This window comes from Niallia sp. M35 (genome assembly GCF_050971705.1).
In the GTDB taxonomy this organism is placed as follows: Bacteria; Bacillota; Bacilli; order Bacillales; family Cytobacillaceae; genus Niallia; species Niallia circulans_A.
The window spans coordinates 90,943-105,505 of sequence record NZ_JBPCEP010000011.1 but is presented as its reverse complement, the minus strand read 5'-3'; the positions used below and the strand labels follow the sequence as shown (position 1 = coordinate 105,505).

At 37.1% G+C, this 14,563-nt stretch carries 13 protein-coding genes and 1 riboswitch; of the genes, 12 read left to right on the top strand and 1 reads right to left on the bottom strand.

Annotated elements, in window-relative coordinates; translation table 11 throughout:
• The first annotated feature begins 152 nt into the window (after positions 1 to 152).
• Positions 153 to 254, top strand: a riboswitch (purine riboswitch).
• A gap of 182 nt (positions 255 to 436) precedes the next feature.
• From NiCM35_RS16535 to NiCM35_RS16525, 3 genes are all read left to right on the top strand, one after another.
• On the top strand, positions 437 to 1,795 hold the full coding sequence (locus NiCM35_RS16535; protein ID WP_249928235.1) for a solute carrier family 23 protein: 1,359 nt from the start codon (positions 437 to 439) through the stop codon (positions 1,793 to 1,795).
• A 25-nt stretch (positions 1,796 to 1,820) separates the two neighbouring features.
• Entirely contained in the window at positions 1,821 to 2,825 is a 1,005-nt protein-coding gene (locus NiCM35_RS16530) for an aromatic ring-hydroxylating dioxygenase subunit alpha (protein WP_095332725.1), read from the top strand.
• Positions 2,826 to 3,053: 228 nt separating this feature from the next.
• Positions 3,054 to 3,614, top strand: a complete 561-nt coding sequence (locus tag NiCM35_RS16525; RefSeq protein WP_433780149.1) for a transposase — start codon at positions 3,054 to 3,056, stop codon at positions 3,612 to 3,614.
• A gap of 235 nt (positions 3,615 to 3,849) precedes the next feature.
• On the opposite strand, the gene NiCM35_RS16520 is transcribed toward NiCM35_RS16525, so the two are convergent.
• Positions 3,850 to 4,191 (bottom strand): hypothetical protein, encoded by a 342-nt coding sequence (locus tag NiCM35_RS16520; RefSeq protein WP_433780148.1) that lies wholly within the window; start codon positions 4,189 to 4,191, stop codon positions 3,850 to 3,852.
• Positions 4,192 to 4,369: 178 nt separating this feature from the next.
• Between NiCM35_RS16520 and NiCM35_RS16515 the strand changes: the two genes are divergently transcribed.
• The 9 genes from NiCM35_RS16515 to NiCM35_RS16475 all read left to right on the top strand — a co-directional run bounded on the left by NiCM35_RS16515 (position 4,370) and on the right by NiCM35_RS16475 (position 14,547).
• Positions 4,370 to 4,870, top strand: a complete 501-nt coding sequence (locus NiCM35_RS16515) for a hypothetical protein (protein ID WP_095332731.1) — start codon at positions 4,370 to 4,372, stop codon at positions 4,868 to 4,870.
• Between the two features lie 893 nt (positions 4,871 to 5,763).
• A complete protein-coding gene (locus tag NiCM35_RS16510) occupies positions 5,764 to 7,461 on the top strand; it encodes an NAD-dependent malic enzyme (RefSeq protein WP_433780147.1) in 1,698 nt (565 codons plus the stop codon).
• Positions 7,462 to 7,551: 90 nt separating this feature from the next.
• Positions 7,552 to 8,499 (top strand): AEC family transporter, encoded by a 948-nt coding sequence (locus NiCM35_RS16505; RefSeq protein WP_095332735.1) that lies wholly within the window; start codon positions 7,552 to 7,554, stop codon positions 8,497 to 8,499.
• A 213-nt stretch (positions 8,500 to 8,712) separates the two neighbouring features.
• Entirely contained in the window at positions 8,713 to 8,943 is a 231-nt protein-coding gene (locus NiCM35_RS16500; RefSeq protein ID WP_433780145.1) for a hypothetical protein, read from the top strand.
• Between the two features lie 473 nt (positions 8,944 to 9,416).
• Positions 9,417 to 10,652, top strand: a complete 1,236-nt coding sequence (locus NiCM35_RS16495) for an MFS transporter (RefSeq protein WP_123258405.1) — start codon at positions 9,417 to 9,419, stop codon at positions 10,650 to 10,652.
• Positions 10,653 to 10,773: 121 nt separating this feature from the next.
• On the top strand, positions 10,774 to 11,547 hold the full coding sequence (locus NiCM35_RS16490; protein WP_433780143.1) for an IclR family transcriptional regulator: 774 nt from the start codon (positions 10,774 to 10,776) through the stop codon (positions 11,545 to 11,547).
• A gap of 18 nt (positions 11,548 to 11,565) precedes the next feature.
• Positions 11,566 to 12,831: a Zn-dependent hydrolase gene (locus NiCM35_RS16485; protein ID WP_433780141.1), complete on the top strand. Its 1,266-nt coding sequence runs from the start codon at positions 11,566 to 11,568 to the stop codon at positions 12,829 to 12,831.
• A gap of 22 nt (positions 12,832 to 12,853) precedes the next feature.
• Positions 12,854 to 13,639: a dihydroorotate dehydrogenase electron transfer subunit gene (locus NiCM35_RS16480; RefSeq protein ID WP_433780139.1), complete on the top strand. Its 786-nt coding sequence runs from the start codon at positions 12,854 to 12,856 to the stop codon at positions 13,637 to 13,639.
• Positions 13,636 to 14,547, top strand: a complete 912-nt coding sequence (locus NiCM35_RS16475) for a dihydroorotate dehydrogenase (protein WP_123260397.1) — start codon at positions 13,636 to 13,638, stop codon at positions 14,545 to 14,547. Before NiCM35_RS16480 ends, NiCM35_RS16475 begins: the two co-directional genes overlap by 4 nt.
• Positions 14,548 to 14,563: the final 16 nt, after the last annotated feature.

The following is a 14,563-nucleotide window of genomic DNA, read 5'->3' as shown; positions in this document are numbered from 1 at the left end:
CTTCCTAATGTTCGTGTTTTGTGTTAATATAGTCATTGTAGCAAGTTGATAATTACTAGTAAATAAAAAAATTTATTGTGTATTTTAAAAAATGAAGTGAATGTTGATGGTGAGCTTGAAAGTTGCAAAAGGTTTCAGGTCGCTATAATATTCAAAAATAAATAGTGTATTTTCATATAATCGTAGGGATATGGCCTACAAGTTTCTACCTGTTTACCGTAAATAAACTGACTATGAAAAGCAGAGATAAAATGGACATAACGCCCCTTTATAGGGAGATGTCTATTCTTGTCATACTTTGATTATAAAGGGCTCGAAGTGCATGCTTTTCTTTTGTTAAGGAAGGTATGTACTTCGAGCTTTTTCTGTTCGGTGAATTTACTTATTAACGAAGAAACAAAGATTATAGGAAGTATCATCAATAGGGGGTACTGGAATGGAGAAGATGGCAAAGGATTTGGAAGCAAAGGGGAAGATACAGGAAGGAAAAGAAGAAATTACTGTCGGCAAATCGATCTTTCTAGGAGTTCAGCAAATATTAGCGATGGATTTGTTTATCCCACCGATTATCTTGGCAGGTTTATTATCCTTTTCTGTACAGGATAGTTCATTGCTGATCCAAATGACTTTTATCGCATGTGGAATTGCAACGATTATTCAAGCAGGCTTTGCAATGAAGCTTCCTGTTATGCAAGGACCTTCCTTTGTACCATTAAGTGCACTTGCAGCAATTGGAACGACATCAGGAATTGGAGCGATGATAGGCAGCTTAATACCTGGTGCGTTAATTATTGCCTTACTTGGTTATCCGCTTAAACTCTATAGTAAAGTGGTTAGAAAAGTCATCCCGCCGATTGTTGCTGGGACCGTTATTGTGGTTGTAGGGATTTCTTTAATGCCGAGTGCGATTAATTCTATTTATACAGCAGAGGGTAGTTTTGGCGAAAATATCTTGGTTGCGACCGTTACAGCGGCTGTATTGATTTTCTGTATGTACGTAGGGGAAAAGGCTAAATCTAAATGGAAATATATAAAGGTAGTATCGGTTATCTTAGCGTTAGGATTAGGCTCGCTTGTTGCTTCTTTCTTCGGTTTAGTTAGTTTTGCCTCATTAGAAAATGCAAGCTGGTTTCAAATGCCAAGTCTATTTGCATTTGGAGCGCCACAATTCAATGTTCATGCCATTCTTGTTATGATTGTAGTTTATTTAATTGTCACTATTGAAACGACGGGAACATGGTTTACTGTAAGCAATGTAACGGGCGAAGAGCTGAATGATAAGCGTTTAAATGGCGGCGCATTTGGAGAAGGGTTAGGCTGTTTTGTCGGTTCTTTCTTTGGCGGAACACCAGTAACGGGCTATTCCTCTAATGCTGGTATTATTGCGATTACAGGAGTAAAGAGTCGTAAGCCAATTATTATGGGTGGAATTATGTTAGTTATTCTAGGAATGATGCCAAAGCTGACGAGTTTGATTGCTTGCATCCCTAGTGTGGTGATTAATAGTGTATTTGCGATTTTATGCGTAATCATTATGATGAATGGATTTAAAGTCGTGAAAGGATTGGAATTTACGGAGAGAAATATGATTGTTATTGGAGTTCCAATTATGCTTGCTTTATTTGCTGTGTTAATGCCGGCAAATGTGTTAAATGGCCTGCCTGAAATTGTAACTTACTTTGTATCATCAGGGACAGCTATAGGAGCCATTGCTGCATTAATCCTTAATCTAGTTCTGCCGCAAAAACAAGGAGAGCGTGTAAATACAAACAAGCCAACGGTAAATGTTAACTAAAAATAGGAACAGGAGAGGCGCGATTATGCAACAAGATAGACTATGGAATGAATGGCATCCAGTATGTAAAGCAGAGGAATTGCTGGATGATCCGAAACAAGTATTTGTGCTTGGGGAAAGAGTAGCCATTTTTCGAAATGAGAAAGGCGTTCATGCCTTTAAAGATTTGTGTATTCATAGAGGAGCGGCGCTTTCACTTGGTAAGGTGAAAAACGGGAATTTAGTTTGTGCATACCATGCTTGGGAATACGATTGTGCAGGAGCATGTGTCAAGATACCGGCATTGCCAAATGGACGAGCTATTCCAAGAAAAGCGAAAGCAACTGTTTATCATTGTGAGGAATATCTTGGACTTATTTGGGTGAATCTGGGGGACGATCCAGCACCGCTTATTTCTTATCCTGAATATAGTACAGAAGGATATCGAACAGCAATATGTGGTCCTTATGAGGTAAAAGCAAATGCACCGCGAATCATTGAAAACTTCCTTGATGTTTCTCATCTTATGTTTGTTCATGAAGGCTTGCTTGGGGATGAGGACCATGCGGAAGTGGTCGATTATAAAGTGGATTTTATTGATAACCGTTTTATTACAAGCAAAATTCCTGTCTACCAGCCCAATCCAGATGGACGCTCAAAAGGTGGATATGCCAATTATGTGTATGAAATTCTAAATCCAACAACTGCTCGTTTCACGAAAACAACAGATGGATCAGAAGACGCGTTGACGATTTTGCTTGTCGTCAATCAAGAAGATAACGAACAGTCGAAAGCCTTTATGCTGCTAACAAGAAACTATGATTTAGATAAACCAGATGAACCATTTATCGAATTCCAGGATAAAATCTTTTATCAAGATTTAGATATTGTTCAAAGCCAAAAGCCGGAATTATTGCCATTGGATCTACAGGCGGAATTGCATCTTAAGTCAGACGCCCTGACGATCAGCTACCGTCGATGGCTGCAGGAACTTGGGGTGGAGAATGGAACAACTCCTGGTGACAGGCACCATAAAAAGACAAAAAGCTAATTCTGTCTCTCTCTGAAGGACAAAGGGGAAGAGGGATCATTTTTTGATTTCTTTTCCTATTTTTTTGTCGGAAAATGCAGGGATTTTGTCTGGGAGGTAGAATGTTATATTTTAAGCTGCCTCTCTTTATCTTATTTCTAGGATACAGTTATAAGTCCCTTTGCTAATCTCCCTCGATTTTATCCTTCATAATATGCAAGCAAATTTCATAATAAAGGAGGTTGTTCGTTGCCTAGAAAAAAGCGTGTTTGGTATCCTGGTGCTAGTTATCATATTACAAGTCGAGGTATTCGCCGTACTTCTTTATTTTTGGACGAGGAAGATCGTAAAAAGTATCTTCGATTGTTGACAGAAGTAATGGAGGAAAAGCCATTTATTCTGCAAACCTATTGTTTGATGACAAATCACATCCATCTTCAAATAAAAACCCTTCAACATTCCCCAAGTGACATTATAAGAACTCTTCATTTTAATTACGCGATATATTTCAATAAAAAATATGATTTTACAGGGCATGTGTTTGAAAGTCGTTATGGATCTGAGTTGATCACTTCTGCTCAATATGAATTAGAGGTCAATCGGTACATTCATCTAAATCCAATTCGAGCTGGTATCGTAGAACGCTTGGAAGAGTACCCTTGGAGCAGTTATTTTGACTATATAGAGACCAAGGAGGAAAGTATGGTAAATTCAGAACGGATTTTTGCTTATTTTCCCGACCCCAAACTTGAGCAATATCTTCAATTTTTACATGCGAGAGGAAAAGAATCTGATCAATATCCAATTTAAGGTTTGCGATATTAGCTTTAGGATAGTTGAATAAGACCTTATTTGAAGAGTTTTTTCTTCTTTCTTTACTGTACTGATAAAACTATCAATTAAAAATGTCTGTTCACTTGGATAAGCTTTATAGCCTATATTAAAGAACAAAAAAATAATAAGCCTCATGCTTTTTTTATACCCAAACCTCCAAATAGTTGTATTTCTCCTCAAAAACAATACACTACAACAAAATTCTTATATCTTATTTTACCTTTTCGATGGCTATTATATCCGTTGTGGAAGTCAATATGATTTGATGCTCTCCATTGCTATAATAAGTCGAGACTCCCGCTTGTTCTCCTTTTTTCCAGCCATTTGATTTTATGGCTTTTACATATCCAAAGGGAATCCCGTGTTCTTCTGATGCATTTGACCATTTATATGTTTTTGAAGTTTCAGTTTCTCTTATCATTTCAGCATTTCTAGGAACTGGGAAGTCATAAAAATCTTTTGAAGGTGGATATGGAAAATAGATAAAGAAATAATAGCATCCTCCTATTAACAAAATAGTTAAAGCAAATGTTAGAAATAATTTTTTCTTCAAAATACTTCCCCTCTCTAAAGTACTTATATTTAAAAATCTAATAGATGTATTTATCCATAATGTTAATGTAAAAACGATTATTTATCTATGTTAGTTGGAGGAAATTTTCTTGCTTACTCAGTGTCCATTCCTCCTATTATTTTTGTTAAAATACTAGATAAAAATGGAGGTTTTTACAGTGGAGAATTCCGGAAATTTTACAATAATTGTACCTAACGAGTTTAATTTTTTATTATATCTTTATAATTGGATTGATAAAAAGGAATTTCCTCATTTTGAAGTTAGGGTTGAAAATTTAGATATTAATGAAATTAAAAAAAATATTATTGAGCAATGGAACTTATATTTTGAACAATTACTTAATAATGGTGAGTATATTCAATATATAGAAGTGGAAAATTCACTTGCGGAAGAAGTCTTAGTAGGTTTAGATTCAAAACAAAAAGAAAATATTGTTAATCAGTATAATTCATGGTGGTATCATCAATCTTCCATTGGATATTATCAAATAATTGAAAAAGCTATTTCCTATCATAAAAAAATCAACCTGATAAGGTCTATTTTAAATATTGAAACTTATCCTTATTTATTAATAACTTATGACTCAATTCCTAAAGAATTTAGCGTAAATAATAGTGATTTTTATTTTATTTCTCAAAATAGTATATTAACTCTCTAAAAAACATAATATAAAAGTCGAGTGAGATTAACATTAAGCTCAATGAATATAACATTTGTGCACTTTATTAACACGAAGTGAACATTTAATTTAGCGTATAAATATAGCTCTTGTTATATGATGAAAAAAGGTAACATTGAGACTTGCTTCTAATGCTCTTGGACAGAGCTCAATCATTACGTGAATGAAGGATTATTTTATAGTTTTTTGAACATATTAAAATGAAACGTGGGGATAATATTTATAACCACTTTATGTATTGCAAAAGTGATACAATTATGATCCTTCTACCTAGACTGGCATTCATGGACGTTGACGAGTAAATTTCTTCTTGTATGAAAAAGAATGAAGTGGAAATAGGTATTTTTTCGACAAAAGTTGAAGGCAGAAAACAGTCTTCATCAGGAGGCTGTTTTTTATAAAATTTTCATTCGACAATGAAGCAACTTAAATTTACCTTGTTCTCCTAATAAAGGGTAAAGAGTAAGCTGGAGGTAAAACCTAAAAACAAAGGTGCTAGATTGTTTCCACTAAAGATACATGGCTTCATTGTTTTTTTTTCTATAATGATAAAGCGGTACCATCTACGCGGCTACTAAAGTCCCATCCTTTTTCATAAACTTTTGTCTAAATCAATTCCTTGACAAGTATTTTTAGCAGGAGTATATTTGGTTACGAATTATAACTAGGGTAGAAAAAGTTATTAAAAAAAGAATAAGAATGACCTATAGATTAATGGAGAGAAGGGGGAAGAAGAAGTATTAGTTAACTATAGGAAGGAACGAGGCTTAATAAAACCTCGTAAGGAAAAGAAGTGTCGGAAATTATCTTGAATTAAAGATATCTTAATTTGAGAATTTCTGTTAACTTAAAAAAGAAAGAAGGAGCAAGACATGGCAATAGGTACAATTAGTAAACAAGATGTTATTCAAACAAATTTAAAAGGAAAACAGCTTTTATTAAATCCTTTTCTTAATAAAGGCGTAGCTTTTTCGAAAGAAGAACGTCAAGAGCTTGGTTTAAATGGTTTATTACCAACTCAAATTCTAACATTAGAAGAACAAGCAAAACGTATTTACGAACAATTTTCTGCCCAAACAAGTGATTTACGTAAAAACGGTCTTTTATATGATTTGTATAATCGAAACGTTGTTCTATTTTATAAAGTACTTCAGGATAACCTGAACGAAATGCTGCCCATTATTTACACTCCAACTGTTGGCGAAGTGATTCAAAAGTACTCTCATGAATATCATATTCCTGGTGGATTATACTTATCTATCGATAATATGGAGAACATGGAAGAAGCTTTTAACAATTTAAATATTCCTAGTGATGGAATTGATTTAATTGTAGTAACCGATTCAGAAAGTATTCTTGGTATTGGAGATCAAGGTGTCGGTGGTATTAATATTGCAATCGGTAAACTAGCTGTTTATACGGCAGCAGCTGGCATAGATCCTAGTAGAGTGCTTCCAATTGTGTTGGATGTGGGAACGAACAACGAAGCTTTAATTCAAGATCCATTATATCTTGGTAACAAGTTTAGTCGTGTTCGCGGCAAAAGCTATGATCAGTTTATTGAACGATTTGTGGAAAATGCATTGAAAACTTTTCCAGATGTTCTCCTTCATTGGGAAGACCTTGGTAATGTAAATGCTCGTGCAATCATGGAAAAATACAGTGATAAAATTCTTACTTTCAATGATGATATCCAAGGAACAGGTGCTGTTACTTTGGCGGCAATTATGTCTGCTTTAAAAGTTACGAAAGAGTCTCTTTCTGATCAGCGAGTTGTTATCTTTGGACCAGGTGCTGCTGGCATTGGGAACGCAGATCAAATGGTAGAAACAATGGTATTAGAGGGAGTTTCAAGAGAAGATGCGTATAATCGCTTTTGGCCAATTGACTTCCGTGGGTTATTAACAGACGAAACAGCAGATGTTGTAGCATTCCAACAACCATATGTTCGTTCTGCAAAAGAAGTAGCAGATTGGGAAAGAAACGAGGAAAATATTATTCCGCTTCTAGAAGTTATTAGAAAAGTAAAGCCGACTATTCTTATTGGTACTTCTGGACAAGCAGGTGCCTTCTCTGAAGAGGTGGTAAAAGAGATGGCCAAGCATGTAGAGCGTCCGATTATCATGCCAATGTCTAATCCAACTCCATTAGCAGAAGCTACACCAGAAGACATTATTAAATGGACAGATGGGAAAGCACTAATTGCTACTGGTAGTCCATTTAAAGACGTGGAATATAACGGTGTCACATATGAAATTGGTCAATCCAATAATGCATTTGTATTTCCAGGACTAGGGTTGGGAGCAATTATTGCAAAAGCTGCTATTATTTCAAAAGGAATGTTTGCGGCCTCCGCAAATGCAGTAGCATCATTAGCTGATAGCAGCTCGCTTGGGGCATCAATTCTCCCTTCCATTGATAAATTACAAGAGGTATCTAAGGCCGTAGCTATAGCAGTAGCGGAAGCTGCAATCAAAGAAGGAATTGCGCAAGCGAAAATAGAGGATATAGAACAAGCGCTTAATGACTATATGTGGAAGCCAGAATATAAAACAATAACATTAAAATAAGACAAGTAAATAAATAGAATCGTCTTGCAATCACTGTAAGACGATTCAAACAGCTTAGAAACGAACAAAGGGAAAGTGAAGTGAACTACCATGTCTCTTGGGCATATATTTTTAGTATTAATCCCCATCTTTTTTACCATTATTTTAGGATATTTAGGTGGCTATTTAAACATTTTTAATGCTGATTCTTCTAAAGGTCTCAATACATTAGTAACAAAATTTGCATTACCAGCGCATTTATTTATTGGAATTACAACCACATCGAAGCAAACACTAATCGATCAATGGCCGTTTTTCTTAAATATGTTTATTGGTATTATTGGTTTTTATGTCATATTACTACTTATTTCGAAGTTTGTTTTTAAATATGATGTTACAAAAGCTTCGATGTTCTCGTTAAATTCTACGCAGCCGGCATTTGCCTTTATGGGGATTTCTGTGCTTGGTAGTTTATTCGGACAACAAGAAGTTGCTATTCCTATTGCGATTACAGGAATTGTGGTTAATGCCATTTTAGATCCTTTAGCAACAATTGTGGGGAATATTGGCGAAAGCAATAAAGGGAAAGCAAAGGATGAGAAGGGAAGCACAATAGGTATTATTTTACATGGATTAAGTGAACCACTTGCATGTATTCCATTACTAGCAGTTGTATTGACACTATGTGGTTTCCACTCACCAGAAATAATACAAAGTGCGCTTGATCAGATTGGCTCTGTAACATCTGGCGTTGCTTTATTTGCGGTAGGGGTAACCGTAGGTATTCGCAAAATCAATTTCCAAGGAGTTGCTTTTGGTATTTCGCTATTAAAAGTGATAGTGCTGCCATTATTTATGATATTGGTTGCTCATCTAGTAGGATTAAACCACGCCGATACTGTAAAAGCTATTTTATTAGTAGCATTTCCAGGATCAGCCGTTGCAGCGATGATTTCAACTAGATTCGATTCGCTAACAACGGAAACTGCATCTTCTTTCGTGATTAGCACTATATTATCATTAATTACATTACCAATCTTTATAACCTGGTTAATTTAATTTAATAAATTTAATAAATGAAAAAGAAGCAGAAGGGGGACTTTTCTGCTTCTTTTTTTAATGGTGACAGGTACCATAAAAAGACAACATCCCACATCTGTCTTTCTCAGAAGGACAAGGGAAATGAATCCTTTTAGGGAAAAACGACAGCTTCTTTCTCTAACCAAAATGCTAAGATAATATTAATCAGAATAAGGGAGGGGACTCATCATCATGTTTTTCCTAAAAGATGATGGATTTGAATATAGTAAGACACAGCTAAAAACAGAAGTAATCGATATACATAATTTAGAAGACGGCTTTACTCAATTACAATTAAGATTTACATTTGACTTTAACTCTGGAGCATTTTCTCATGAGGTAACTTGGTCTAACTATGATATAGAATCTAGTAGTGTCCAAATTGGAAAATCCCCCCCTTTCTGGAGACATCACAGCCATTGAACCCGACATTTCATTTAGCTATCAAAAGATGGAGGAAAATCTTTATACATTTTATATTCACTTGGAATGATTCATTCAAACATGGGAACAGACTCTGGGATTAGCCTTAGATTAATAGTTCATAGACAGTCTTTGGTAAAGTGGACAAGGCAGATAACCAAACTATTACAGTATTCATAATAATCCTTCCTCCCTCATCCCCATTCCAGATGAGGATATTTTTGCATGACTCATACTATGTTATAATATCTGAAAATAAAAAATATTGTCATATTTTCTGACAATATGATAGATTTCCAAAAAAGTTAATAGTATTATACGTTTATGCTACTTCATTTTGAAACATCGTTCCGTTCAGTGAAACAATGCGGTTAGAAGGACATATAAAGATTATTTTAGGAGAGGAGCAGGTTTTGATAGAGAGATGACAGAATAGAAGGGATCATATTTAAGTTAAGGGGAGGAGTTATTCAGTGAATATAAAAGCATATGAAAATTCAGAGGTACCGGAAAAGAAGATAACGGGTTATCAATGGAAAACGCTATGGTCTTCAACGGTTGGATATGCCATGGATGGGCTAGATATGATGATTTTGGCTTATACGCTGCCGCTCATTATTGCTTTTTTTGGCATTAATCAAGCGCAGGCGGGAAGCCTTTCTACCATTACATTGCTTGGAGCTGTAATTGGTGGAATTGTATTTGGAGTAATGGCGGATAAATTTGGGCGAGTACGGGTGTTTACTTGGACTATTTTAATATTTTCTGTTTTTACAGGTTTATGTGCTTTAGCTCCTAATTTAGAAACATTTGCGATCTTCCGCTTTTTAGCTGGTTTAGGGCTTGGGGGCGAATTTGGAATTGGGATGACGCTTGTCAGTGAGACTTGGCCGAAGAAATATCGCTCTCGTGCTACATCTGTTGTAGCGGTCGGATTTCAGTTAGGGATTGTTCTTGCAACTTTAACGGTATTGTTTATTGCACCGAAATTCGGGTGGCATGGTGTATTCCTTGCAGGGGTAGTACCAGCGATTTTTGCGTTTTGGTCCCGCAAAAATTTAAAGGAACCAGAGATTTGGACAAAACTTAAAGAAGAAAATAAAAATAAGATTGCCATTGGACAATTATTTGCTTCAAAGGAAACAACGAAGATAACGATTGGCTTAATTATCGCCACAAGTGTTCAAAACTTTGGCTTTTATGGCATTATGACGTGGATGCCGACGATGCTTGCTTCGGAACTAGGTTACAATTTTAATAAAACAACTTTATGGACGGTAACAACGATTGTCGGGATGATATTAGGGATTTTAATCTTTGGTTATTTGGCAGACAAAATTGGACGAAGACCATCTTATATCACTTTCCTGATTGCGGCGGCAATTATTGTTTGGGTCTATTTCCAAGTAACATCGACAGCAGCTTTATTGCTTCTTGGCGGCGTATTAGGATTCTTTGTAAATGGGATGATGGGTGGATATGGAGCCCTGCTAGCAGAGCATTATAATACAGAAGTCCGTTCCACTGCAGAAAACATTATTTTTAATGTAGGGAGAGCAATCGCGGGATTTGCGCCATTTATTATTGGTTATATTTCTCTTAATCATTCTTTAAGCTATGCACTTAGCTTATTGTCCGGTGTTTACATTTTATCTGCATTAGCATTTATCTTTTTAATTCCAGAATCAAAGGATAAAGAGATTGTTTAAGAATTAAGGTTACAATCTATATTTTAAGAGAGAAGGATGTTTTGATGGCACCTTCTCTTATTTTAAAAAAATGGATCATTGTTCCGCTCGGAGAAACTTATTTTAAAAGGGGAGACATGGCTTGGAATGGTTAAATCGTTTTACAGATGTAATGGACTGCCTCTCCTCTAATGCCAATATAGGGATGGGTGTCAGTGAACTTGCGAGAGAGACGGATTTAAGTAAGGGTACGATTCATCGAATGCTTACAAGTATGTGTGAACATCAGCTTGTTGTCCAAGATAAAACGACTAAACAATATTATCTAGGACCGAAAACGATGCTGTGGGGCAGTCAGTTTTTAAGGTTGCAGGATCCGATTAAACTACTGGGCAGATATGGGGAAAAATTATCTATTGAGACTAATCTCTATACCTTCATTTGTCGTTATCATGGAGGCGATGTCTATTGTGTCTACACCCATCAGCCATCAGATCTGCGCAATAAATATTTTGTTCATGTGGGACAGCGGATGCCAATTCATAGTGCCGCGGCGGCAAAAGTAATTTTGGCGTATCAAGAGGAAGCGATAGTTGAGAGAATGGTGCATGAGACACCCTTTGAAGCTACCACCCCCTATACGAAAACAAATCCTTTCGACATAAAAAAAGAATTAAAAGAAATCTATCATTCCCAACTAGCATTTTGCATTGAAGAATTGGAAATGGGGGTATCTGCTATTTCCGCGCCAATATTTTATGATGATAAAAAAACGAATGTCAGCATCAGCATTGTTGGCGAAAGTGACTATATCGCGATGCAGCAAGCAACATTAGTGAAACAAATAAACGAAGTGGCCAAAGAGGCAAGTGAACATATGAAATCTATGCATCTATTAAGTTCTATTCGCTTATAAAGAGAAGGGCGGAGCTCCATGGCCCATAATCAAGGAGATAGAAAGATGGATCGAAAAAGAAGATATGAAGAACTGTTGAATAATATGAATCAATATAATTCGGGAACGAAAGGAATCACCAGAGTGGCCTTTACAAATGAGGAGCAGGCATGCAGTCATGCTTTTATGCGTTTGTGCAAAAATGAGGGTCTAGAAATTAGAATGGATTATTGCGGCAATATTATTGCGAGAAGAGAAGGAAAGCACAAAGATCTTCCGCCAGTTGTTATAGGATCCCATCTAGATACCGTTTACCAAGGCGGTAAATACGATGGCGTAGTAGGAGTTACAGCAGGTTTAGAAGTGATAAAACGCCTCAATGAACAAAATCTGGAAACGGAACATCCGATTGAAATTATTTCTTTCGCCTGTGAAGAATCGTCTCGATTCGGAGTATCAACGGTTGGCAGCAAGGCGATGGCAGGAACACTGCAAAAGGAGAAGTATCAACATCTGAAGGATAAGGATGGAATTACCTTTGAAAAAGCTCTTTCCCTTTGTGCCTTGCGATTTGATCAATTGGATTTGGCAAGCAGAGCGACAGAACGTTTTCAAGCATTTTTTGAATTACATATTGAGCAAGGTCCGATTCTGATGAATACCAATAAGAAAATTGGGATTGTAACAGGGATTGCCGCACCCGTCCGCTTCATTATTGAAGTAAAAGGCGCTGCTTCTCATTCTGGGACAACACCGATGAATATGCGCAAGGATGCATTGCTTGGGGCAAGTGAACTAGCGCTCGCTTTAGAAGAAGCAGCGAAAGAAGAACAGCATAACGGGACAGTCGCCACAATCGGGGTGCTTTCCATTCCAATGGGGGCGATGAATGTGGTGCCAGGTACAGTCGAAATGAAAGTCGATATTCGCTCCACTTCGACTGCCTCTAGAAATAAAGTACTCACCGCTCTTTTAAAAAAAATGGAGGATGTTCAGGAAAGACGAGGTTTAACGATAACTTCACAGGAGATTAGCAAGGAAGAGCCTGTTCAGTTATCAAAAGAGCTTACTCTTCAAATAGAAAAAATTTGTCTGGAAAAAAAGCTTCCTTATCAATGGATGCAAAGTGGCGCTGGGCATGATGCCATGAATATGACTTCCTTCGGTCCGGTTGGGTTAATCTTTATTCCGTCCTTAAACGGAATTAGTCATCATCCAGATGAACATACCGATTTAGACGATATTTTAATCGGTATTGATGTGTTAGAGGCAGCTGTATTACAGCAGGCAATAGCAGTGTATTAATTAAAGAAAGGAGAGAAAAAGGATGGCAGTGAAAGCAGAAATAATATTTAACAAGCAAGTAAGCAAGCGATATTTTCATTTAAAAGTAAAAGTTCCCAATCAGCAGCTATTCCCAGTTCAAGCGGGTCAATTTTTTCATATCAAATGCTGTGAAGGACCTAAGCCCTTGTTACGCAGACCACTTAGTATTTTTCGCATCAATGAAGCAGAAAGCACATTGGAGTTTCTTTATTTAGTAAAAGGGGTTGGGACGAAGGCTTTAGCGGAGCGAAAGTCGGAAGAGACGCTGGATATACTTGGTCCATTAGGGAAGGGATTCAGTATAGCGGAAGGAAGTGAAAATATTCTTATTGTTGCTAGAGGTGTAGGAATTGCCACCCTTTCCGCTCTTGCTTTCAAGCTGAAAAGTAAGAATGTTTCGTGTTTTGCGATTGTCAGTGCTAGAACAAAAGAAGATTATTTAGTGGAAGCGGAGTTAAAGGCAGCTGGTGTGGAGGCTGTGTTTGTAAATGATGAAGCTGGAACGAGTGATCCTAGTTGTGTAAAACTTTTAGCAGAAACATGGATAAGTGAAAAAAAGATAGATAGTATCTATACATGTGGATCAAGAAGACTATCTAAATTAATGAAGGAATTAGCATATGAACATCGGCTTTTTGCGGAAATCGCCTTGGAAGAAAATATGGGATGCGGGATTGGTTCTTGCTATGGATGTGTCTGTCAGATTGAAGAAGAGGAACGCATCCGACCGGTCCGGATTTGTATGGAAGGACCAGTCTTTCCATTAGAAAAGGTGGTATTTGCATGAGTGGCTTGGAAGTAACATTAGGCAATCTTCATTTGAAAAATCCGGTTATGCCAGCGTCTGGAACATTTGCGGAACAAATGACTAATTATATTGATATTAATCAGATTGGGGCCATTATTCCCAAAAGCATTACCAAAAATCGGCGAACAGGCAACTCTACCCCTCGTATTTGTGAAACAAAGGCTGGTGGCATGATTAATTCGATTGGGATTCAAAGTGAGGGATTAACGTATTTTAAAGAAAAGACAATCCCCTTTTATGCAGCTTTTTCGACTCCTCTTATCCCTAGTGTGTCAGCAGACAGCATCGAGGAATTTGTGGAGGTTAGCGCAGAGCTTGGTGCTATGGACGAGGTGGATGCCATTGAATTAAATATTTCCTGTCCCAATTTGAAAAATAATGGGATGGCGTTTGGCATGGATCCATCCATCTCGCATGAATTAGTAAGCAAGGTACGAAAGACGACAAATAAGCCGCTCATTCCGAAGTTATCTCCTAATGTAACAAGTATTGTGGAGATTGCCAAAGCTTGTGAAGCAGCCGGCGCTGATATTTTAACAGTTTCCAACACATTTTTGGCTATGTCTATTGATGTTCATACTAGAAAACCGAAGATCAGCAATGTAATGGGCGGCTATTCCGGCCCAGCTATTTTGCCCCTCGTTGTCCGAATGGTTTACCAAGTGTATCAGGCAACTTCCCTTCCGATTATAGGATGCGGAGGCGTCATGAATGGAGAGGATGCCATCGAATTAATGCTCGCCGGTGCGTCCGCTGTACAAATTGGCACAGCTTCCTTTGTCGATCCAGAAGCAATGATAACGATCCGCGACGAAATGGAAGCCTATATGCAGGCACATGGAATAAAGGATATACAAGAGATTATTGGTGGAGTGGTGGTTCGGTAGTCGGATGTAGGGGTGT